This is a genomic window from Burkholderia sp. FERM BP-3421, from assembly GCF_028657905.1.
GTDB lineage: Bacteria > Pseudomonadota > Gammaproteobacteria > Burkholderiales > Burkholderiaceae > Burkholderia.
On the sequence record NZ_CP117781.1, the window covers coordinates 134129 to 155816 of the forward strand.

The 21688-nt window shown below is 68.3% G+C and carries 17 protein-coding genes and 2 pseudogenes; 12 read left to right on the plus strand and 7 right to left on the minus strand.

Annotation, left to right across the window (positions count from 1 at the left end; genetic code table 11):
• Positions 1 to 2 precede the first annotated feature (2 nt).
• From Bsp3421_RS03735 to Bsp3421_RS03750, 4 genes and pseudogenes are all read left to right on the plus strand, one after another.
• The gene (locus Bsp3421_RS03735) at positions 3 to 761 is read left to right on the plus strand and encodes a 2-keto-4-pentenoate hydratase (RefSeq protein WP_273997001.1); all 759 of its coding nucleotides are present in this window, start codon (positions 3 to 5) and stop codon (positions 759 to 761) included.
• 45 nt (positions 762 to 806) lie between these two features.
• Complete coding sequence (locus Bsp3421_RS03740; protein WP_273997002.1) at positions 807 to 3833, plus strand: FAD-binding and (Fe-S)-binding domain-containing protein; 3027 nt, start codon at positions 807 to 809, stop codon at positions 3831 to 3833.
• A 254-nt stretch (positions 3834 to 4087) separates the two neighbouring features.
• Positions 4088 to 4723, plus strand: coding sequence for a YbhB/YbcL family Raf kinase inhibitor-like protein (locus tag Bsp3421_RS03745; protein WP_273997003.1), 636 nt, complete (start codon positions 4088 to 4090; stop codon positions 4721 to 4723).
• Between the two features lie 203 nt (positions 4724 to 4926).
• Positions 4927 to 5865, plus strand: a pseudogene (locus Bsp3421_RS03750) (LysR family transcriptional regulator).
• Positions 5866 to 5897: 32 nt separating this feature from the next.
• Here the strand turns inward: Bsp3421_RS03750 and Bsp3421_RS03755 are convergent.
• The 7 genes from Bsp3421_RS03755 to Bsp3421_RS03785 all read right to left on the minus strand — a co-directional run bounded on the left by Bsp3421_RS03755 (position 5898) and on the right by Bsp3421_RS03785 (position 12351).
• Positions 5898 to 6296, minus strand: a complete 399-nt coding sequence (locus tag Bsp3421_RS03755) for a RidA family protein (RefSeq protein WP_273997004.1) — start codon at positions 6294 to 6296, stop codon at positions 5898 to 5900.
• Between the two features lie 122 nt (positions 6297 to 6418).
• The gene (benD, locus tag Bsp3421_RS03760) at positions 6419 to 7195 is read right to left on the minus strand and encodes a benzoate diol dehydrogenase BenD (protein ID WP_273997005.1); all 777 of its coding nucleotides are present in this window, start codon (positions 7193 to 7195) and stop codon (positions 6419 to 6421) included.
• Positions 7192 to 8214 (minus strand): benzoate 1,2-dioxygenase electron transfer component BenC, encoded by a 1023-nt coding sequence (benC, locus tag Bsp3421_RS03765; protein WP_273997006.1) that lies wholly within the window; start codon positions 8212 to 8214, stop codon positions 7192 to 7194. Before benC ends, benD begins: the two co-directional genes overlap by 4 nt.
• Before the next feature lie 42 nt (positions 8215 to 8256).
• Positions 8257 to 8745, minus strand: a complete 489-nt coding sequence (benB, locus tag Bsp3421_RS03770) for a benzoate 1,2-dioxygenase small subunit (RefSeq protein WP_273997007.1) — start codon at positions 8743 to 8745, stop codon at positions 8257 to 8259.
• A complete protein-coding gene (locus Bsp3421_RS03775; RefSeq protein WP_273997009.1) occupies positions 8742 to 10100 on the minus strand; it encodes a Rieske 2Fe-2S domain-containing protein in 1359 nt (452 codons plus the stop codon). Before Bsp3421_RS03775 ends, benB begins: the two co-directional genes overlap by 4 nt.
• A gap of 126 nt (positions 10101 to 10226) precedes the next feature.
• Entirely contained in the window at positions 10227 to 11162 is a 936-nt protein-coding gene (gene catA / locus Bsp3421_RS03780) for a catechol 1,2-dioxygenase (RefSeq protein WP_273997010.1), read from the minus strand.
• Positions 11163 to 11214: 52 nt separating this feature from the next.
• Positions 11215 to 12351, minus strand: coding sequence for a muconate/chloromuconate family cycloisomerase (locus Bsp3421_RS03785; protein ID WP_273997011.1), 1137 nt, complete (start codon positions 12349 to 12351; stop codon positions 11215 to 11217).
• 579 nt (positions 12352 to 12930) lie between these two features.
• On the opposite strand from Bsp3421_RS03785, the pseudogene Bsp3421_RS33950 reads away from it, so the two are divergent.
• The 8 genes and pseudogenes from Bsp3421_RS33950 to Bsp3421_RS03820 form a co-directional block, all read left to right on the plus strand.
• A pseudogene (locus Bsp3421_RS33950) lies at positions 12931 to 13383 on the plus strand (hypothetical protein); the annotation flags it as partial.
• Positions 13384 to 13543: 160 nt separating this feature from the next.
• Positions 13544 to 14995: a PepSY-associated TM helix domain-containing protein gene (locus tag Bsp3421_RS03795; protein ID WP_273997015.1), complete on the plus strand. Its 1452-nt coding sequence runs from the start codon at positions 13544 to 13546 to the stop codon at positions 14993 to 14995.
• 4 nt (positions 14996 to 14999) lie between these two features.
• Positions 15000 to 15392 carry a DUF2946 family protein gene (locus Bsp3421_RS03800; protein WP_273997016.1) on the plus strand — a complete coding sequence of 131 codons (393 nt, stop codon included), beginning with the start codon at positions 15000 to 15002 and terminating at the stop codon, positions 15390 to 15392.
• A gap of 162 nt (positions 15393 to 15554) precedes the next feature.
• On the plus strand, positions 15555 to 17657 hold the full coding sequence (locus tag Bsp3421_RS03805) for a TonB-dependent receptor family protein (protein ID WP_273997017.1): 2103 nt from the start codon (positions 15555 to 15557) through the stop codon (positions 17655 to 17657).
• Positions 17658 to 17760: 103 nt separating this feature from the next.
• The gene (locus Bsp3421_RS03810; protein WP_273997019.1) at positions 17761 to 17934 is read left to right on the plus strand and encodes a hypothetical protein; all 174 of its coding nucleotides are present in this window, start codon (positions 17761 to 17763) and stop codon (positions 17932 to 17934) included.
• A gap of 79 nt (positions 17935 to 18013) precedes the next feature.
• Positions 18014 to 20134, plus strand: coding sequence for a TonB-dependent receptor (locus Bsp3421_RS03815; RefSeq protein WP_273997021.1), 2121 nt, complete (start codon positions 18014 to 18016; stop codon positions 20132 to 20134).
• A gap of 295 nt (positions 20135 to 20429) precedes the next feature.
• Complete coding sequence (locus tag Bsp3421_RS34235) at positions 20430 to 20510, plus strand: tryptorubin family RiPP precursor (protein WP_443111521.1); 81 nt, start codon at positions 20430 to 20432, stop codon at positions 20508 to 20510.
• Positions 20511 to 20552: 42 nt separating this feature from the next.
• A complete protein-coding gene (locus Bsp3421_RS03820) occupies positions 20553 to 21665 on the plus strand; it encodes a cytochrome P450 (RefSeq protein ID WP_273997022.1) in 1113 nt (370 codons plus the stop codon).
• The last annotated feature ends 23 nt before the right edge of the window (positions 21666 to 21688 follow it).

A 21688-nucleotide genomic window follows, 5' to 3' on the forward strand; every position in this document is an offset into this window, starting at 1 on the left:
CCATGATCCACGCTACCCAGGAACTCGCCGCCCGGCTCGACGCCGGCTGGCAGGACGGCATCGCGTTCGATGCGCTGCCCGCCGAACTCGTCCCCGCCGGCCTCGACGCCGCCTACGCCGTGCAGACGCAGCTGCTCCACGCGCGCCGCGCCGCCATCGGCGGCTGGAAGGTCGGCGCGAAAACGCCCGACGGGCCGATCCAGGCCGCCCCGCTGCCCGCCGACGGCGTGCACGCGGGCGGCATCGCGCTGCCGCGCCGCGCGTTCCAGCCGCTCGGGCTCGAACTGGAGATCGCCTTCCGCTTCGGCCGCGACTTCGCGCCGCGCGCCGCGCCCTACGACGCCGACGACGTGCTCGCCGGCATCGTGCAGATGGCCGCGGCGATCGAGATCGTCACGAGCCGCTATCGCGAGTGGCCGGCCGTCGCCCCGCTCGCGCAGCTCGCCGATCTGCAGAACCACGGCGCGCTCGTGGTCGGCGAAGCCGTGCCCTACCGCGCCGACTTCCCGTTTCTGACGCCCGCGCCCGTCTTCACGTTCGACCGGCACACGATCGTCGACGGCCCCGCGGCCAACCCGGCCGGCGATCCGCGCCGCCTGCTGCCCTGGCTCGTCAATCACGCGACGCAGCGCGGCATCGCGCTGCCGGCCGGCAGCGTCGTCACCACCGGCTCCTATACCGGCATGCACTTTCCGCGCGCCGCCGGCATCGCGACCGGCCGGTTCCCGGGCCTGCCGCCCGTCAGCGTCACGCTCGCCTGAGCCGCCCGTCGGCTCGCCCTTCGCTCACCGCCACCGACCGCCGCCATGACCTCCGCCGTCCGCGCTCCACTGCTCCAGCCCGTCCACCTGATGCCCTCGCCCGGCGGCGCGCTGTCGCCGCTGTTCGCGCGCCTGCGCAAGGAACTGCGCGGCGACGTGTTCGCCGATCGCGCCGCGCGCGGGCGCTACGCCACCGACGCGTCGATCTACCAGATCACGCCGCTCGGCGTGGTCGTGCCGCGCGACCAGGACGACCTGCTGCGCGCGCTCGACATCGCGCGCGAACACCGCGCGCCGATCCTCGCGCGCGGCGCCGGCACGAGCCAGTGCGGACAGACCGTCGGCGAGGCGCTCGTCATCGACACCAGCAAGTGGCTGAACCGGATCGTCGCGTTCGACGCCGAGGCGCGCACCGTCACCGTCGAACCGGGCCTCGTGCTCGACCACCTGAACGCGTGGCTCAAGCCGCATGGCCTGTGGTTCCCGGTGGACGTCTCGACCGGCGCGCAATGCACGATCGGCGGCATGGCGGGCAACAACTCATGCGGCTCGCGCTCGATCGAATACGGCAACATGGTGCACAACGTGCTCGCCATCGACGCCGTGCTCGCCGACGGCAGCGACTGTCATTTCGGATCGCTCGCGCAGCCCGTGACGCACGCCCGCACGCGCGCGCTGCTGCGCGGCGTCGAGCGCATCGCCGCGCGCGAGCGCGACGCGCTCGTCGAGCGCGTGCCCAAGGTGCTGCGCCGCGTGGGCGGCTACAACCTCGACCTGTTCGATTGCCAGAACCCGCGCGCCTACACCGACGACGGCCACGCCAATCTCGCCCACCTGCTCGTCGGCTCCGAAGGCACGCTCGCCTGCAGCCGGCAGCTCACGCTCAAGCTCGCGCCGCTGCCGACGCACAAGGTGCTCGGCGTCGTGAACTTCCCGACCTTCTACGCGGCGATGGATGCCGCGCAGCACATCGTCACGCTCAAGCCCGTCGCGGTCGAACTGGTCGATCGCACGATGATCGAGCTGTCGATGGAGAACCCCGCGTTCCGGCCCGTCATCGAGCGGGCGCTGGCGGGACGGCCGCAGGCGATCCTGCTCGTCGAGTTCGCGGGCGACGCGCGCGATGCGCTGCTCGCGCAACTGGCGCGCCTCGTCGAGCTGATGGCCGACCTGGGCCTGCCGGACAGCGTGGTGCAAATGCCCGACGCGGTCGCGCAGAAGGCGCTGTGGGACGTGCGCAAGGCCGGCCTGAACATCATGATGAGCATGAAGGGCGACGGCAAGCCGGTGTCCTTCATCGAGGACTGCGCGGTGCCGCTCGAACATCTGGCCGAATACACGCGCCGCCTGACCGAGGTGTTCCACCGGCAGGGCACCGAAGGCACGTGGTACGCCCATGCGAGCGTCGGCACCCTGCACGTGCGGCCGATCCTCGACATGCGGCGCGACGGCGCGACGCGCATGCGCGCCATCGCCGAGGAAGCCGCGGCGCTGGTGCGCGAATACAAGGGCGCGTATTCCGGCGAGCACGGCGACGGGCTGTGCCGCGGCGAATGGGTGGCCTGGCAATACGGGCCGCGCCTCAATGCGGCGTTCGCGGAGATCAAGGCGCTGTTCGATCCCGAGCATCGCTTCAATCCCGACAAGATCGTCGATCCGCCGCGCATGGATGCGCGCGAGCACTTCCGCTTCGCGCCCGGCTACGCCGCGTCGCCGCTGCGGCCGGCGCTCGACTGGTCGGCCTGGAACGTCACGCGCGATCCGCTGAGCGGCGTCGAAAGCGCGCCCGGCACGGGCGCGGATGCCACGCACGGGCTCGCCTCGGCGGTCGAGATGTGCAACAACAACGGCCACTGCCGGAAATTCGACGCGGGCACGATGTGTCCGAGCTATCGCGTGACGCGCGACGAACAGCACGTCACACGCGGCCGCGCGAACACGCTGCGGCTCGCGGTGACGGGCCAGCTCGGACCGGACGGCCTGGCCGGCGACGACGTCAAGGCCGCGCTGGACCTGTGCGTGTCCTGCAAGGGCTGCAAGCGCGACTGTCCGACCGGCGTCGACATGGCGCGCTTCAAGATCGAGGCGCGCCACGCGCGGCGGCGCAGCCACGGCATCACGCCGCGCGAGCGGCTGATCGCCTATCTGCCGCGCTATGCGCCGTGGGCCGCGCGCCTGCGCGGCGCGCTGACGCTGGCCGAGCGGCTTCCGGTCGCGACCGCGCTGCTCAAGCGCTGGATCGGCCTCGCGCCGCAGCGCCGGCTGCCGGCCTTCGCGCGACCGTTCCTGGCGGAAGCCGGCGCGACGTACGCGCCGCATGGCGAGGCCGCGCGCGAGGTGCTGCTCTTCGTCGACACGTTCAACAACTACCAGGAACCCGAGAACGCCCGCGCCGCGCGCGCCGTGCTGCAGGCCGCGGGCTACACGGTGCACGTCAATGCGCGGCCCGGCGAACGGCCGCTGTGCTGCGGACGCACGTTCCTCGCGTCGGGCCTCGTCGACGAGGCGAAGGTCGAGGCGCAACGCACGCTCGACGCGCTGGCGCCCTATCTCGAACGCGGCGTCGCGATCGTCGGGCTGGAGCCGTCGTGCCTGCTGTCGATGCGTGATGAATTCCTGTCCTACGGGTATGGCGACGCCGCGCGGCGGCTGGCCCGCCACGCGTTCCTGTTCGAGGAATTCCTCGTGCGCGAGCAGCAGGCCGGACGGCTGTCGCTGCCGCTGCGGGCCATCGAGGCGACCGAGGCGCTCGTGCACGGCCACTGCCACCAGAAGGCGTTCGACGCTTTCACGCCGGTGCAGACCGTGTTGAGCTGGATCCCGGGCCTGAAGGTGTCGCCGGTGGAATCGTCGTGCTGCGGCATGGCGGGCAGCTTCGGCTACGAGATCGAACACGTCGCCGCGTCACGGGCGATGGCGGAATTATCCCTGCTGCCGGCCGTGCGCGCGCGCTCGGCGACGACGCTCGTCGTCGCCGACGGCACGAGTTGCCGTCATCAGATCGAGGACGGCGCGCAGGCGCACGCGCTGCATGTGGCGCGGGTGCTGGAACAGGCGCTGGCGCGCCGCTAAGCGGCATACGGAAAAGAAAACACGTTGGACGACGCAAATCTGTATTGAGATCGCAGATTGCCATTTTGAAAGTTGATTGTTGGAAATGGAAACGGAGCGGCACGACAAACGACGCACAGGCAATCAAATTGATTGGCCAAGCGACATCCTTGATTGCCTGTGATGTCGTCGAAAAAGGCGATCCGCCTACAATGCGGAAGTCGCGCTCCGCTACGGACGCGCCGCCCCGATCACTCCTCCGGACGGACCCTCACATGAAACTCACCAGCCACAGCTTCGAGAACGGCCAGCCGATTCCCGGCGAATTCGCGTTCGCCGTACCCGATGCCGCCACGCACGTCGCGCTGTCGGCGAACCGCAACCCGCACCTCGCCTGGAGCGGCGCGCCCGAAGGCACGCAGTCCTTCGTCGTCGTGTGCCACGACCCGGACGTGCCGAGCCGCGGCGACGACGTGAACCAGGAAGGGCGCATCGTGCCGGCCGCGCTGCCGCGCGTCGATTTCTTCCACTGGCTGCTGCTCGACATTCCGGCCGCGACGACCGAGATCGCGGCGGGGTCCGAGTCAGACGGCGTCACGCCGCGCGGCAAGCCCGGCCCGCGCACCGCCACGGGCCTGCGTCACGGCGTGAACGACTACACCGCCTGGTTCGCCGGCGACGCGCAGATGAAGGGCGATTACCACGGCTACGATGGTCCCTGCCCGCCGTGGAACGACACGCTCGTCCATCACTATGTGTTCACGGTGTATGCGCTGGCCACGCCGACGCTGGACGTCGACGGCCCGCTGAACGGCGCGAACGTCCGCGCCGCGCTGGCCAAGGCGCGCGTGCTCGGTCAGGCGAGCCTGACCGGCCTCTACACGCTGAACCCCGAAGTCCGGATCGGCTGAACGGCAACGCAACGCGCGCGATTCGCGCATGCCCCGGACCGTTTCCGCCCCCGCCGCGCCCGCCGCCGGACAACCGGGCGCGGATGCGCCGGCCCGGTGGAATCGCCGATGGCGGCGCGCAACCCCGTTCCATCCGCGCGCTTTCACGTACGGTGGCTCGGCTCCAGTTTTTCGCATCCCTCCACCATTCGACGGCAAGGACCATGGAGCTACGCCACCTGCGCTATTTCGTTGCCGTCGCCGAGGAGCGGAGCTTCACGCGCGCGGCGCAACGCCTGCATATCGCCCAGCCGCCGCTGAGCCGGCAGATCCAGCAGCTCGAGCAGATCCTCGGCGTCCTGCTGTTCGAGCGCAATTCACGCCCGCTGAAACTCACCGAAACCGGCCGCTTCTTCTACCAGCATGCGGTGCAGTTGCTCGCGCAAACCGCCGAACTCGAATCGATGACGCGCCGCGTCGGCAAGATCGAACGCAGCCTGTCGGTCGGCTTCGTCGGCTCGACGCTCTACGGCATGTTGCCGAAAATCATTCGCCGGTATCGTCAGCAGCATGCCGAGGTCGAACTGAGCCTGCACGAGATGTCGACGATGGACCAGATCAAGGCGTTGAAGGAAGGCCGCATCGACGTCGGGTTCGGGCGCATCCGCCTCAACGATCCGAGCATCCGCCGCGTGGTGCTGCGCGAGGAACGCATGATCGCGGCGCTGCCGTTCGGCCATCGGCTGTGCGAAGCGAAGGCGGTGCTGTCGCTGCACGACCTGATCAACGAAACGCTGATCATTTTCCCGAAAGCGCCGCGCCCGAGTTATGCGGACCAGGTACTGGCCGCGTTCCACGATCGCTCGCTCAAGCCCGCGCGCGTGCTGGAAACGCGCGAGTTGCAGATCGCGCTCGGGCTTGTCGCGGCCGGCGAAGGCGTGTCGATCGTCCCGCGCAGCGTGTACGGCCTGAAGCGCGACGACGTGTCGTAGAAGGATCTCGACGACGCGAAGCTCGTGTCGCCGATCATCATGAGCATGCGCATGCTCGACGAATCCGAAGACCTCGAACGCATGCTCCGCCTCATCTACGATCTGTACGACGAGGAAGGCACGGACTATCTGTCGCCGGCCGGGCGCGACGACCCGGCCTCGCAAGGCTGAGCAGCCGCCCGCCCCGGGCCGCGCCGCCGCGCTCACTCCGGCAACACGGCAACCGCCTTGATTTCCACGATATAACCGGGCGCGCCGCCCAGCATGTGCGCGCCGACCGCCGTCCAGGCCGGTCTCGGGTGCGCGTCGAGATAGCGGTCGCGAACCAGCATGAACATCGGCAGGTCGCGCATGTCGGTATGGAAGGTCGTCAGGTCGACCACGTCCCTGAACGACGCGCCCGCCGCTTCCAGCACACGCCCGAGGTTCTCGAACGCCTGCGCGGTCTGCGCCTCGCGGCCTTCGACCCGTTGCATCGCCGCGTCACGGCCGATCTGGCCGGACACGTACACCGTATCGCCAACCTTGAGGCCCGGTGCATAACCGCTTTTCTCGTACACCGCTTCCATGCCAACCGGAACGACGGCTTTGCGATCGCGCATGAATGTCTCCGTGGCCGGCGTTCGCGCGCCGGCGGGTTGGTTGCTTTCGAACAGAAGGCGCGAGCCATGGCAACGCTCGCGTGCACGCATGCCTGACGTCGCCTCGCGGCGACGCGCGCCGCTCAACCCGTATCGCCGCCCGCGACCGGCAGCACCGTGCCGGTGATGTAGCTCGCTTCGTCGGACGCGAGAAACAGGATCGGCGCGATCTGCTCGTCGAGGCTGCCGTAGCGCTTGAGAAAGGTCGAGCCGGTCACCTGGCGCACCGCCTCGCTCATCCACGCCTGTTCCTGCACGGTGTCGCCGGCGGCATTGCGCGGCACCCGCCGCGGCGGCGCGCTGGTGCCGCCCGGCGCGGTCGCGACGACGCGGATGTTGTGTTCCGCGTATTCCATCGCGAGCGACCGGGTCAGCGCATTGACGCCGCCTTTCGCCGCCGAGTACGGCACGCGACGGATGCCGCGCGTGGCGTTCGACGAGATGTTGACGATCGTGCCGCCGCCGCGCGCCAGCAAATGCGGCAACACGGCGTGGCATGTATAGAGCGTCGGCATCAGCGAACGGCGGATTTCCGCGTCGATCTGCGCCGGTTCGAATTCGGCGAACGGCCGCATGCGGATCGCGCCCCCGACCCCGTTGATCAGGATGTCGATGCGACCGAACGTCTGGACCGCGCATGCCATCGCCGCGCCCGCGCCGTCGTACGTCTCGAGATCCGCGACGCATCCGGCGCCGTGACCGGACGGCGCTTCCGCGGCGACCTCGGCCACGAAATCCGCGCGGTCGACGAACAGCACCTTGCCGCCTTCAGCCGCCGCGCGCAGCGCGACGCCACGGCCGATGCCCTGCGCCGCGCCGGTGACGACGACGACCTTGCCCGAGAATCGTTGCATGGTCATGCCGCCTTCGCCGTGACGTTAGGGGTGAACTTCTCGTAGTGGAAGCTGTTCGGCTTCACGCCTTCGTCGTCGAAATACTGGCGCACCGCGTCGACCATCGGCGGCGGCCCGCACAGATAGACATCCACGTCGCCGTCGTTCAGCGCCTCGGCCGGAATGTGCTGCGTCACCCACCCCTTGCGCGGATGATCCGACGCGGCGTCCGCGACGACAGTCACAAAGCTGAAATCCGGCAGCCTCGCGGCCAACGCTTCGATCGCATCGACCAGCACCAGGTCGAGATCGCGCGTCACGCCATAGATCAGATGCACCTTCTGCTGCGAACCGCTGCGCGCGAGCACGTCGAGCATCGACAGGAACGGCGCGAGACCCGTGCCGCCCGCGAGAAACAGCAGCGGCCGCTGCACATCGCGCAGATAGAAGCTGCCGAGCGGCCCGTGCAGATCAAGGCGGTCGCCCGCCTGCGCCGATGCCAGCCACGTGCTCATCACGCCACCAGGAATCTTCTTGATCAGGAAGCTGATCGTCGCGTCGCCCGGCGCGGACGAGAACGAATACGACCGCTGCTGGCCGCTGCCCGGCACGTCGATATTCACGTACTGGCCCGGCAGGAACACCGGCACGGACGCATCGACGTCGAGTTCGAGCACGACGGCCGCATCGTGATGCGTCTCGACCCTGCTCACGGTCGCGGCAAATCCGCTTTGCCCGGTCTTGCACGCAACCGACGACGTCGGCACCGCGATCACGCAATCGCTTTGCGGCACCATCTGGCAGGTCAGCACGAGGCCGCCATCCTTTTCGTCCCCGGTCAGCGCGGCGTCGATATAGTCGTCGCCGAGATCGTAGCGGCCACTTTCCGCGCGGCACTTGCAGGTGCCGCACACGCCGTCGGAACAATCCATCGGCAGATTGATCTTCGCGCGGAAGGCGGCGTCGAGCACCTTCTCGCCTGCCTTGCAGTCGATGAAACGGGTCACCCCGTCCTCGAAGTTCAACGCAATCTGATAGCTGGACATGGCCATCTCCTCCACTTCCCTTTCAATACGAAACGATCGACGTCAGACGTGATAGACGTCGAGCACCTGCCGGATGTAGTCGTTCTTCAGCACGATCTTCTTGTGCGAGATCAGCAGATCGTCGCCGACCCTGCGCAACGTGACGAACATCGTGCCGAAGAAGTGATCGGTCATGCGGTAGCGATGGTTGAGCGTCTGGAAGTTGTAGCGCACGTCCACCTCGTCGTCGCGTTCGGCGAGCACCTCGACATTCGCCACGTTGTGGCTGGTGCGCGGTTCGGGCGTCGATGCGCCGCTGCGCTCGGTCTTGATCCGGAACACGCGATCCTCGAGGCCGCCGCGATCCGGGTAATACATCAGCGAGATCTGGCTTTGATGATCGTCGGTCGGCCGATCGTCGTCGTCCCACGCGGGCATCCAGTAGGTGACGTCCTCCGTGTAGCAGGCGAGCCAGTCGTCCCACCGGCGATCGTCGAGCAGGCGCGCTTCGCGGTACAGCGCCGCGCAAACGGTTCGATAGTCGAAGTTCATGCCCGCACCTCGTCACGTTCCTGTTTCACCGCATCGCGCATCACGTTCACCCAGTATTCGTGCTGACACACGAACAGCCCTTCGTCCTCGCTGCGCTCACCCGAAATGCGCGGCTTCAGCCCCATCCGCTTCGCGTTCTCGTCCGGGCCCTCGACCCACAGCGGCGCGCCGCGCGACAGGTCGTTCCACATCGCCGTGCTGCCGGCATAACCGGCCTGGCACGCGCGGAACTCTTCCAGATCGTCGGCGGTGCCCATCCCCGATACATTGAAGAAATCCTCGTACTGGCGGATGCGGGTCGTGCGGTCGGCCTCGCTCTCGCCCTTCGGCGCGAAGCAGAAGATGCTGACTTCGGTCCGGTCCACGCCGAGCGGCCGCACCACGCGGATCTGCGTGCTGAACTGGTCCATCAGGAACACGTTCGGATACACGCACAGGTTGCGCGTCTGGTTGACGATGAAATCCGCGCTGACGTCGCCAACGCGCGCCTTGATCTCGTCGCGATGCAGGAACACCGGCCTCACTTCCGGGTTCATGGTCTGCGTCCACAGCAGGATGTGGCCGTGGTCGAAGCCATAGACGCCGGCGACCGACTTGCTCCAGCTGTTTGCGTCGACCGCCTTGGTGCCGTCTTCCTTGCGCCGGCCCATCGTCGCCGCGTAGTTCCAGTGCACGGTGCTGACGTGGTAGCCGTCGCAGCCGTTCTCCATCTGCATCTTCCAGTTGCCCTCGTAGACATACGAGGAATTGCCGCGCAGCACTTCCAGCCCGTTCGGCGCCTGGCCGACGATCTGGTCGATGATCACGCGCGCTTCGCCGAGGTAGTCTTCCAGCGGCGCCACATCGGCGTTGAGACTGCCGAACAGGAAGCCGCGATAGTTCTGGAAGCGCGCGACCTTCTTCAGGTCGTGCGAGCCGTTGGTGTTGAACTGCACCGGATATTCGGTGGTCTTTTCGTCCTTCACCTTCAGCAGCCTGCCGGTGTTCGAGAAGGTCCAGCCGTGGAACGGGCACGTGAAGCTGCCCTTGTTGCCGTGCTTGCGCCGGCACAGCATCGCGCCCTTGTGCGCGCAGGCATTGATGATCGCGTGCAGTTCTCCGGTCTTGTCGCGCGTGATGACCACCGGCTGGCGGCCAATCCACGTCGTGTAATAGTCGTTGTTGTCCGCAATCTGGCTTTCGTGCGCCAGATACACCCAGTTGCCCTCGAAGATGTGCTTCATCTCCAGCTCATACAGGTCCGGATTCGTGAAGATGTCGCGGCGGCAGCGAAAGACGCCGGCTTGCCGGTCGTCCTGCACGGCGGTGGACAACAGTTGATCCAGTTCGTCGGTTTTGTCGATGATCGCGGACATGATGGTTCCTCCTGCGCGCACACCTCGCCCTGCAAGGCGTGCCTGCATATCGGTGGTATCGATGAGTATCGGAAGACCCGGCCGGTGGCGACGCGCGCGCCGCCCGCGCCGGGCCGCATCGGATGGCTAGGCCCCGGCCGACGCCCGCGGACGCTCGACGATCTGGTCGTCCTTGCCGTGCACGCTCGGCGTCAGCACGACGTCGAACGTGATGTCCTGGTACGTGTCGGCCTTCATGCCGAGCGCCGCGCCGCCGGTCCTGTCGACGACGGGCGGGATCAGTTCCTCGCGGGTCGCATACGCGAAGTCGTCCCAGATGAGCGGATCGCCGTCGATGTTGAATTGCGTCGTCAGCTTGCGGTGACCGTCGCCGGTCACGAAGAAGTGCACGTGGGCCGGACGGTTGCCGTGGCGGCCGAGGCCGTTCAGCAACTGCTGCGTGGCGCCATGCGGCGGGCAGCCGTAGCCCACCGGCATCAGCGTGTGGAATGCGTACTTGCCGTCCGCGCCCGTCTTCACCGCGCCGCGCAGGTTGAAAGCGGTCTGCGCACCGGTCGGATCGAAGTGGGAATAGAAGCCGTGCGAGTTCGCGTGCCAGCATTCGACCACCGCCCCCGCGATCGGCTTGCCGTCGAGACCGGTCACCGTGCCGTGGATCACGAGCGGGCCCGCACCGTCGTCGGCATCGAGGTCGATCTTCGACAGGCCGTCGCGCACCGGCGCGCCCGCCACGTACAGCGGTCCCTCGATCGTGCGGGGTGTGCCGCCGTCGAGGCCGGCCGCCTTGTCCGCGGCGTCCATGCGGATGTCCAGATACTTCTCGAGGCCGAGCCCGGCCGCCAGCAATGCCGCCTCGCCGTCCTGCCCCAGCTTGTTCAGGTAGTTGACGCCGGCCCACACTTCGTCGGGCGTGATGTCGAGATCGTCGATGGCCTTGAACAGGTCGCCCAGCAGGCGATGCACGATCTGCTGCACGCGCGCGTTGCCGCCGCTGCCGCCGGCGTTGGCGGCGGCTTTCAGCAGGTCCCGCACTTCGCCGGTGTCGAATACCTTGACGCTCATGATGGTGTCTCCATGTGTATTTGGGGGAATGACGGCTGTTGCGTGGTTCGGGCTACCGGGTGACTTTCGTCAGCCCTTCGCGGGTGAAGCGCCGGACCGCGGCCTCGTCGAGCTCGATGCCCAGCCCCGGGCCCGCCGGCACGGTCAACGCGAAATCGCTGTAATCCAGCGGGCGCGTCAGAATTTCTTCGGTGATCAGCAGCGGGCCGAACAGTTCGGTGCCCCACTGCAGGTTCGCGAAGCTGGCGAACAGGTGCGCGGAGGCGATCGTGCCGACCGCGCCCTCGAGCATCGTGCCGCCGTAGAGTTCGACGCCGGCCGCATCGGCGATCGCAGCCACGCGCTGCGCGGCGAACAGCCCGCCGCTCTGCTCGATCTTGATCGCGAACACGTCCGCGCCATGCTGCTTCGCGATCTCGAACGCGCTGTCGGGCCCCTGCAGAATTTCGTCGGCCATCAGCGCGACCGGGAAGCGGCGCATCAGGCGCGCGAGCGCCGCGGCGGACGCCACCGGCTGCTCGACCAGCTCGCAGCCGGCATCGGCCAGCGCCGCAATGCCTCGTGCCGCCTGTGTTTCGCTCCACGCCATGTTGACGTCGACGCGCACCGACGCACGCTCGCCGAGCGCCCGCTTGATCGCGGCCACGTGCCGGATATCCGCGTCGAGCGCTTTCGCGCCGATCTTCAGCTTGAACACGTTGTGGCGGCGCAGGTCGAGCATCCGCTCGGCCTCGGCGATGTCGGTCGACGTGTCGCCCGAAGCAAGCGTCCACGCGACCGGCAGGCGGTCACGCCGGCGGCCGCCGAGCAGTTCGCTGACCGGCACGCCGAGCCGCTTGCCGTGCGCGTCGAGCAGCGCGGTTTCAAGCGCGCTCTTCGCGAAGTGATTGACCTTCGCCAGCTTGCCGAGGAACGCCATCGCCGACTGGATGCGCATCGCGTCCTGGCCGATGAGGGCCGGTGCGAAATACGTGTCGATCGCGAGCTTCATCGCCTCGGGGCTTTCCGGGCCGTAGGCCATCCCGGCGATCGTGGTGCCTTCGCCGATGCCCGTCACGCCATCGCTGCAGACCACCTTCACCAGCATCAGCGTCTGCCCGTGCATTGTCGCGACCGACAGCTTGTGCGGACGGATCGTCGGCAGATCGACGAGACGGGTTTCGATGCGTTCGATGGCGATGGGGGACATGGGGCACGCTGCGTGGTCGGGGTTCATGGAACGGATTTATAGCCCCGGCCCATACCAGCGTCCAATACTTTTGGACATCCATTTCCATACCCATCAGGTATCAGATTTCAGCAATATCCCTGAACCGATCCCCAAAACAATACCTTTCATGGCGGGTTATTCCCCGGAAAGCCTTGCCGGGACGAGCGCACGCCGGCTTCAGGCATTGAGTGGATGCATCGAATTCACAAGAGGCGGTTCGAGCTCTGCGCGCTCGGGCTCAATGACACGGCAGCGCCCGCTATCTGGAATCCCATCCTGTTCAATCAATCAGGCATCCACATTGATACGGATGTCGCTCGGCCGAACCGGCTATGCGCACCGCCGCCAGCCTGCGCAAAGCGAGGGCGCTGCTGCTCGCCGGCCACACGCCCGATGCGCTCGTCATGCTGTCCGGCTGACCCGGCCCGCCGGCCGGCGTCATGACCCGCGCCGCCGCGCGGCCCGCCTGGGCGCATGCGCCTGCCGTTCCTCGCTGAGGCCGGCCGTCACCGGCGCCTGATCGATTCGCGCCGCGAAACAGAGGTACAATCGCGCGCCATGAACGCACTTCGCCACTTCCTGCTTCGGGGCGGCCTCGCGCGACAGCTGATTTGGGGGGGTCTCCTCATCGTCCTGCTGTCCCGCGCGCTGATGTCCGGAGCCGTGATGCTCGATCCGGATGGACCGGACGCGGGCTCGGTGGTGCTGTGCTCCGGACGCGGCCCGCTGATTCTCGACGCCGCCGCCCTGACGGCCCGCTTCGATGCGCGCGCGCCGATCACGCCCGCCAACGACGCGCGTGCGCTGGCCGACACGCTCACGCACGCCGGCAAGGCCGCGCCGGCCGATCACGAGGCCGGCCTGTGCGCCTTCAGCGCGGCGCTGTTCGCCGCGCTGGCGTCGTTTGCGCTGCTCGTGCTGCTGTTCCCCGCCGCCGCGCCGCGGCGTGTCCCATTGCCGCCGGCCCCTCGTCCGCCGGCGCGATCGGCGCGCGACGAGCGCCCGCCCTCCGCGCCCGCCGCTTCCCGCCTGAACGTTTCGCTGCCTCGTCCGCCCGCGTCGCCGCGCGCGGACACCCTGCCGTCACCGCCCTGCCCGCCCCACCGTTCCGCGCGCCGCGTCGTGACGACGGCCGGCTCCAGCCGGCGACGACAACGAAGAGGGAACCCCCATGTCGACCACCGTCGAACGAAGCATCTCGCCCGCCCGCTCCGCGAGCGCCGGTTACCGGACGCTCTGGCGCTGGCATTTCTATGCCGGCCTGTTCGTGATGCCGTTCCTCGTGATCCTCGCGATCACGGGCACGCTGTACGCCTTCCAGCCGCAGATCGAACCGCTGCTGTATCCGCACCGCCTGATCGTCGCGCCGCGCGACACGCCGAGACTCGACGCCGACACCCTGGCCGCGAACGCGCGCGCCGCGCTGCCGGCCGGCGCGACGCTCGCCACGGTGCAGGTGTCCACGGCAGCGAACCGCAGCGCCGAGTATGTGTTCCGGCTCGCCGACGGTAGCCGCGAAAGCGTCTACGTGAACCCCTATGACGGCGGCGTGCTCGGCACGCTGAGCGTCGAGCGCCGCTTCATGCAGGTCGACCGGATGCTGCATCGCAAGCTGCTGCTCGGCAAGACGGGCGAGCTGCTGATGGAGCTGGCCGCGTGCTGGACCCTCGTGATGATCGGCACCGGCGTCGCGCTGTGGTGGCCGCGCGGCGCGGCGCGCGTCGGGCGCGCGCTGCGCCCCGACCTGTCGCTGCGCGGCCGGCCGCTGTGGAAGAACCTGCATGCGGTGGGCGGCGTCTGGCTCGCCGCCGGCGCGCTCGCCTTCATCCTCACGGGGCTGCCCTGGTCGGGCTCGTGGGGCAAGTACTTCAAGGAATTCGCGGCCACCGTGAACCTCGGCGCGCCCGCCGGCGCGTTCGGCGGCCTGCCGCTGCGCTCGTCGCGTCCGGGCGCGACGCCGGCCGCCGACGCACCCGCCGCGCACGCCCATCACGGCGGCGACGATGCGATGCCGGGCATGGTCATGGACGACCTGCCGCTGCCGCAGACGCCCTGGGCGGTCGGCAACGTCCCCGTGCCGCGTTCGCCGTCGGCCCCGACGCCCGCTCCGCTCACGCTGGAACGCGCGATCGCGCTCGTCGCGGCGCGCGGCGTGACGAGCGGCTACACGCTCGCGTTGCCGGCCGGGCCGGACGGCGTGTTCACCGCGTCGTACTTCCCCGCCGATCCGAAGGCGGAGCGCACGCTCTACCTCGACCAATACAGCGGCGCGGTGCTGAAGGACATCCGCTACGACGACTACGGCGCGGTGTCGCGCGCCGTGTCGTATGGCACCGCGCTGCACATGGGGCGCTACTTCGGGCTCGCGAACCAGCTGCTGTGCGCCGCGCTGTCGCTCGGTCTCGCCGCGATGGCCGTGACGGGCGCGGTGATGTGGTGGAAGCGCCGCCCCGCCGGCACGCTCGGCGCGCCCGCGCGCGAACGCGGCGCGCCGCCGATGCGCGGCTGGATCGCCGGCCTCGCGCTGCTCGGGATCGTGTTTCCGCTGATGGGCCTGACGATCGTCGCGGTCTGGCAGGTCGACCGGCTGCTGTTCCAACGTGCGGCGTCCACGGCGGCCTGACGCATTGCGCGCCGGCGCGCCGCGCGCGCCGGCGCGACGAACCCGGGTCACGGCGTGGCTCGGGCTGTTCGCGCTCGCCCTCGCGCTGTGCGCGCCGCTCGTGTCGCAGCTGCGCGCGAGCGCGGCGGCGCGCGAGCGGGCCTTCATGGCGATCTGCTCCGCGACCGACAACGTCTCCGCCACGCATCCCGGCGTCTATTCGCCGCCGGCCACGCATCTCGACCGATGCGGCTATTGCGGGCTGCTCGCGGGCCATCCGCCGCTGCACTACACCGCACCGATGCCGCGCCCGCTCGTCGTGCGGCATGCGCTGCCCGACCCGCCGCCGACGCCCGGCCGCCGGGTCGCGGCACGCTATACGTTCGCCTCGCCGCGCGGCCCGCCCGCGCACGCCTGACCGCCCTCGCGATCCGCACGCCACGCGACCGCGCGGACCGGATCGCATCCCCGTCGCCCCGGCCATCCGCCGCCCGGTGTCCGCGCCTGAGCGCGCGCCGGGCGACGGCCGCCGCGCGCCGCGCCCGCCGCATCCGAACGTATTTTCGATACCGAGCCCATCATGTTTCCTCTATCCCGCCTCGCGGTCGCGCTGTCCGGCGTGACAGCCGCCTTCTGTACAGCCTCCGCCGGCGCGCAAACCGCCGACACCCCTGCCTCGACCACCTTGCCCGTCATCGCCGTCAACGCGACCCGGCCCGCCGGGCCGCTGACCGCGAAATCGACCGACGCGCTCAAGCGCGATCTCGAGGCGACCGTCGGCTCGGTCGGCTTCGTCGACGCCGACCGCTACCGGAACACCTACGCGTTCACGCTGCGCGACGTGCTGAAGGACGTACCCGGCGTATTCGTCGAGAACCGCTATGGGCAGGAGCTGCGTCTGTCGATCCGTGGATCGGGCATCGCCCGTTCGTATCACACGCGCGGCCTCGAGATCCTCCAGGACGGCATCCCGACCAATCTCGCCGACGGCAGCGGCGACTACTACCAGATCGACCCGCTCGCCTTGCAGGCGGCCGAGGTCTACAAGGGCGGCAACGGTCTCGCGTACGGCGCTTCGACGCTCGGCGGCGCGATCAATTTCGTCACGCCGACCGCCCATACCGCCGATGCGCCGAACCTCCTGCGCGTCGAAGGCGGCAGCTACGGCACGGTGCGCGCGAGCGCCCAGTTCTCGCGCATCTATGGCCCGCTCGATTTCCTCGCGACCTTCAGCGTGAATCACACGGACGGCTATCGCGCGCATTCGCGCGGCCAGTACGAGCAGTTCAACGCGAACGTCGGCTACCGCTTCAGCCCGACGGTCGAGACACGCTTCTACGTCGGCGCCTACGTGGTCGACCAGCGGCTGCCGGGCACGCTGTCGCTGGCCGACGCGCTGAACAATCCGACCAAGGCCGCGCCGAATGCGCTGTCGGGCGACCAGGCGCGCAACACGCGCACCGAGCGGATCGCGAACCGGACCACCGTGAAGCTCGAATCCGGCGAACTTCAGTTCGACACCTGGGCGATCCACAAGAGCCTCTATCATCCGATCTTCCAGGCGCTCGACCAGGACGGCTGGACCTATGGCTTCGCCCCACGCTACACGGGCCGCCTGACCCTGGGCGGGATGCGCGACGACCTGATCGTCGGCGCGCGCTTCTTCGGCGGCCGCACGCAGGCCAATCAGTACGTGAACGTCAACGGCGACAAGGGTGCGCAAACGCTCGACTCGACGCAGACCGCGTTCAACTACGAGGCCTACGTCGAGAACCGGCTGTTCTTCCTGCCGACGGTCGCGCTGATGACTGGCGTGAAGGCGCTGCGCTCGGTGCGCGAGTACGTCGACAACGGCGGGCTCCCGACCGACCCGAACTACAAATCGACGCGCGCGGCCTACAGTGGGCTCAATCCGAAGCTCGGCCTGCTGTGGCAGCCGGATCGCAACACTCAGGCCTACATCGACATCACGCGCAGCCAGGACGTACCCGACTTCACCGATCTCGCGCAGACCTTCGCGAGCACGACGCGCTTCACGCCGCTCGCGTCGCAGCACGCCTGGACCCTCGAAGTCGGCACGCGCGGCACGCGCGACCGCCTGAGCTGGGACCTGACCGCGTATCGCTCGCTGGTGCGCGACCAGCTGCTGCAATACACGACGAACCCGGACGTGCCCGCGTCGACCTTCAACGCGAACCAGACGGTGTTGCAGGGGATCGAGGCGGGTGCGTCGATCGAGCTGTTCCGCAACGTCACGGGGCGCGGCGCGGGCGACACGATCACGCTGTCGGGCATCTGGAACCTGAACGACTTCCGCTTCAAGGACGACCCGCAGTACGGCAACAACCGGATCGCGGGCGTGCCGCTCAACGTGCTGCGCGCGACGCTCGGCTATGCGCGCCCGAGCGGCTTCCATATCGCGGCGACGCTCGACTGGGTGCCGTCGGGCGCGTGGGCCGACGACGCGAACACGCTGCGCGCGCCGAGCTACACGCTGCTCGGCCTGCAAGCGGGCTATGACTTCCGCAACGGCCTGTCGCTGTACGTCGACGCGCGCAATCTGACGAACAAGCGCTACGTCAGCGACATCAGCACCGTCGCGAACGCACGCACCGCGAACACCGCGATCTTCTACCCGGGCGAAGGGCGCAGCGTGTTTGCCGGCGCGCGCTACGCGTTCTGATGCGAACGCCGACGTCCGTGCCGGCATCCGATGCGCGCGCCGCCGCGCCCGCGCACGCCGGTCCGGCGTGCGCATCCCACCCCGTCGAACCCTGGAGGTACGTATGACCGCACGCCCGTCCCTGCTGGACCGGATCGCCCGTCACCGCCGCGCGCTCAACCTCGCGACCCTGATCGCGTGCGGACTCTGGGCCGGATGGATCGCCTGGATGACGCGCCCCGCCGCCATCGACGCGCCCGCCTCGCGCGCCGCCTGGTGCACGCGCACGCCCACCTGATTGAACCCGCAGGCCGACGGCGGCCGAGCCGACATGCGCGCCGCCCGACGCCTCTCTTCGATTTCAAGGAAGTTGACTCATGACGTACCGTTTGATGCTCCCCGCGGCCGCCGCGCTGATCGCATTCCCGCTCGTCGGCCAGGCCCAGGACGACAACGCCGATACGCCCGGCGCGACGCTCGCGCCGATCCGCGTCGATGCGCGCAGGCAGCCCCCGCTGAAGCAGCCGCTCGACACCGGCAGCCATCTCGGCCTGACGCCGCTCGAAACCCCCGCCAGCGTCGAACAGATCGACCGCGCCCAGCTGGATACGCGCGGCGACAGCACGATCGTCGACGCGGTCAGCCGGGCCGCCGGCATCGGCGAATCGCCGCATCCCGGCAACGGCGGATCCGAGCTGAGCGCGCGCGGCTTCGTCGGCGCGTCGTCGGTCACGCAGCTGTACGACGGCGTGCGCCCGTATGGCGCGCTCGCCACCACGTTTCCATTCGATACCTGGTCGGTCGATCACATCGACGTGCTGCGCGGCCCCGCCTCGGTCATCTATGGCGAAGGCGCGATCGGCGGCGTCGTCAACATCGTGCCGAAGAAGCCGGCGCGCGCGCCGATCCGGAATGAACTGCAGGTCGGCGGCGGCACCGAAGGCACGGCGCGCCTCGCGTTCGGCAGCGGCGGCGCGATCAACGACAAGCTGTCCTACCGCTTCGACATCAGCGGCAACCGTTCGTCGAACTGGGTCGATCGCGGCAATTCGCGCAACCTGTCCCTCTCGGGCGCGCTGCGCTACGACGTGACGTCCGACCTGTACGTCACGGCGTCCTACGCGCAGGGCTTCCAGCATCCGATGCAGTATTTCGGCGTCCCGCTCGTCAACGGCGCGCTGGATCGGGCGCTGGACAAGAAGAACTACAACGTCGGCGACAGCGACATCGCGTTTCGCGACAGCTGGGCAACGGTCGCGGCGAACTGGCAGCCGAGCGACAGCCTGAACGTGACGAGCACGCTGTACCGGATGAAAAGCAACCGTCATTGGAAGGACGCCGAGTATTACGCGTACCTGCCGACGAGCGGGCGAATCCAGCGCAGCAGCTACACGGAAATCTTCCACGACCAGGAGCAGTACGGCAACGTGACGACGGCCACCGTGAGCAGCGCGCTGTTCGGGATGCGCAATACCTTCTCGGCGGGATTCGAGTTCAACCACACGCGCTTCCAGCACGACAACAATGCGCCGTACTCGGGCGCCTCGACCGTCGATCCGTTCAACTTCGATCCGGGCAGTTTCATCAACACGGCCGGCACCTATCCGAAGTACCGGAGCCAGGCGAACCAGTACGCGCTGTTCGCGGAAAACCGCCTTGAGATCACGCCGCGCTGGTCGGTCATCGGCGGGCTGCGCTACGACCATGCGAGCGTGAACCGCGACGATCTCGTCAACGGCAGCGCGTTCACGAAGGTATTCGCGAACACCGGCTGGCGCATCGGCACCGTGTACGACGTGCGGCCCGGCCTCGCGGTGTACGGCCAATACTCGGTCTCGGCCGACCCGGTCGGCTCGCTGCTGATGCTGAACGCATCGAAGGCGAACTTCACGCTCGCGACCGGCAAGCAGATCGAGATCGGCGTGAAGCAGTCGTTCCTCGACGGCAAGGCCGAATGGACGCTGGCCGCGTACCGGATCGTGAAGAACAACCTCGTGACGGCCGATCCGGTGAATCCGAACCAGTCGATCCAGGTCGGGCAGCAGTCGTCGCGCGGGCTCGAAGCGACCGTCGGCGCGGAGATCGCGAAGGACTGGCGCGTCGACGCGAACATCGCGATCCTGCGCGCGAAATACGACGACTTCCAGCAGGCGTCCGGTGGCGCGACGGTCTCGCGCGCGGGCAACGTGCCCATCTCGGTGCCGCAGCGGCTCGCGAATCTGTGGGTCAGCTGGCGCTTTCTGCCGGCATGGACCGGCATCGTGGGCGTCAAGTACGTCGGCACGCGCTACGCCGACGCGGCGAACCAGCTCGTGATGCCGTCGTACACGACCGTCGATCTCGGCCTCGCCTGGAAGCCGCGCAAGGATACGACGGTGACCGCGCGGGCCTACAACGTGTTCAACCGCCGCTACGTGCAGGCGGCGTACTACAACGGCCCGCAGTATCTGCTCGGCGCGGACCGCCGCCTCGAACTGCTCGTGAACCATCGCTTCTGACGGACGCATCGCCCCGCCGCGGGCGGGGCGATTCGCGCCGGCGTCCTGTCGCGCGAATCATATAAGGCAATAGCATGCGGCATTTCGACTATTTTCCATCATTGTTCATGTTAATGAAATTGATTTACTTGCAAATATTGATCTGATTTATTCTCGAAATGCACATATCTCAATATGTGCATCTTGCGCGAGGCAGGCTTGTCCGGCCCCTGCGCATGGGTTCGACAGCAGCATGATTCCCATCCATGTCGCCTGTGCAGGGCGACTTATTTCCAATGAAAAACGAGGGTAATTCATGAAAGTCCTGTTTGCGCTCAAAGATAAGCTCGCTTCCAAGAAAAGCCTGAAGGCCTATGCCTGGTATCTCTGGTATTGATACGCCGCACCGTCATCTTTTTTTCCTGAAGGAATCGCACTGATGACTCGAACCGCGTCCAGTGAAGCTACCGATCAGTTCGCCGGGCGTGGTTCCCTGCCCATCGCGCCCGCCCCCTCCTCGGCCGCCGACGGCCGGCTCGCGCGGACGACCGTGTTCGCGCCCAGGCTCGACGCGCTGATGCGCGAGCATCGCGGCAAGGATCTGTTCAGGCTGGACGCCAATACCGTGGGGATCGCCGGGGCCGAACTGAGCCACCGGATCCTCGACGCGCGGCACGCCACCGAAGTCGAACGCCCGACTTTCAAGCCGCTGCACGGCCGCTCGATCCCGCGTCCACGCGCCTTGCAGCAGATGCAGGCGATCGGTCGCGACGTGCGCGCGGCGCTGAAACGCCCGCTTCCCGATGATCTCGACTTTCGCGGTCCGTGGCCGCATGTCGGGCACGTCTATCTGCGCGACCTGCTGCTCGGCGACGATCCGCACCGGCTGCGCTTCCTGATGAACCGCATCCTGGAGCTGACGCCGAAGCTCACCTGGGCCGTCATCGCCGCAGCCGCGCTGCGCCCCGTCAAACTGCGGAACGGCGCGTCCGACACCGCCGCGTTCGTGTCCGCCGCGTCCGGCTACGATGAGCGCCGCTACGCCATGGGCCTGTACCGGCGCACGGCCGCGCCGGTCTGCTTCACGATTTCCACGCTGGTCGCCAATGCGCTGTGGCTCGGCTCGCCCTTCGACGATCGCATGTCGAACCGCAACATCATCCATGAATCGCTACGGCTGCTGCCGCCGTCCTGGAACATCCTGCGCAACGCCTCGCCCGAGTATCCCGAGATCGACGACCGGATCCGGCCCGACGACGACATCCTGCTGCTGCCGCTGTTGAGCCATCGCGATCCGGCGCTTTGGGAGGATCCCGAAACGTTCCGCCCCGAGCGCTGGGACCACCTGGACCCCGACAATCATCCGGGCTACCTGCCGTTCGGCCACGAGACCGAGCGCTGTTGGGGACGACACATGGTGATGCCGCTGGCCGAATCGATGCTCGACATCGTGCGCAGCAGCGGCTTGGTGGTGAACCCGCGCCAGACGAAAGCCGACGTGCGGCTCACCGGATTGCTGGCGGTATCGGAAGTCGATCTCGTGCGGGCGTGAATGCCCTCGGCGTGCGGGCGCAC

Excerpts from the sequence above, each read along its gene's own strand:
- Bsp3421_RS03735 (WP_273997001.1), top strand. The coding sequence starts at position 3 with ATGATCCACGCTACCCAGGAACTCGCCGCCCGGCTCGACGCCGGCTGG.
- Bsp3421_RS03740 (WP_273997002.1), top strand. The coding sequence starts at position 807 with ATGACCTCCGCCGTCCGCGCTCCACTGCTCCAGCCCGTCCACCTGATG.
- Bsp3421_RS03745 (WP_273997003.1), top strand. The coding sequence starts at position 4,088 with ATGAAACTCACCAGCCACAGCTTCGAGAACGGCCAGCCGATTCCCGGC.
- Bsp3421_RS03755 (WP_273997004.1), bottom strand. The coding sequence starts at position 6,296 with ATGCGCGATCGCAAAGCCGTCGTTCCGGTTGGCATGGAAGCGGTGTAC.
- benD (WP_273997005.1), bottom strand. The coding sequence starts at position 7,195 with ATGACCATGCAACGATTCTCGGGCAAGGTCGTCGTCGTCACCGGCGCG.
- benC (WP_273997006.1), bottom strand. The coding sequence starts at position 8,214 with ATGTCCAGCTATCAGATTGCGTTGAACTTCGAGGACGGGGTGACCCGT.
- benB (WP_273997007.1), bottom strand. The coding sequence starts at position 8,745 with ATGAACTTCGACTATCGAACCGTTTGCGCGGCGCTGTACCGCGAAGCG.
- Bsp3421_RS03775 (WP_273997009.1), bottom strand. The coding sequence starts at position 10,100 with ATGTCCGCGATCATCGACAAAACCGACGAACTGGATCAACTGTTGTCC.
- catA (WP_273997010.1), bottom strand. The coding sequence starts at position 11,162 with ATGAGCGTCAAGGTATTCGACACCGGCGAAGTGCGGGACCTGCTGAAA.
- Bsp3421_RS03785 (WP_273997011.1), bottom strand. The coding sequence starts at position 12,351 with ATGTCCCCCATCGCCATCGAACGCATCGAAACCCGTCTCGTCGATCTG.
- Bsp3421_RS03795 (WP_273997015.1), top strand. The coding sequence starts at position 13,544 with ATGTCGACCACCGTCGAACGAAGCATCTCGCCCGCCCGCTCCGCGAGC.
- Bsp3421_RS03805 (WP_273997017.1), top strand. The coding sequence starts at position 15,555 with ATGTTTCCTCTATCCCGCCTCGCGGTCGCGCTGTCCGGCGTGACAGCC.
- Bsp3421_RS03810 (WP_273997019.1), top strand. The coding sequence starts at position 17,761 with ATGACCGCACGCCCGTCCCTGCTGGACCGGATCGCCCGTCACCGCCGC.
- Bsp3421_RS03815 (WP_273997021.1), top strand. The coding sequence starts at position 18,014 with ATGACGTACCGTTTGATGCTCCCCGCGGCCGCCGCGCTGATCGCATTC.
- Bsp3421_RS34235 (WP_443111521.1), top strand. The coding sequence starts at position 20,430 with ATGAAAGTCCTGTTTGCGCTCAAAGATAAGCTCGCTTCCAAGAAAAGC.
- Bsp3421_RS03820 (WP_273997022.1), top strand. The coding sequence starts at position 20,553 with ATGACTCGAACCGCGTCCAGTGAAGCTACCGATCAGTTCGCCGGGCGT.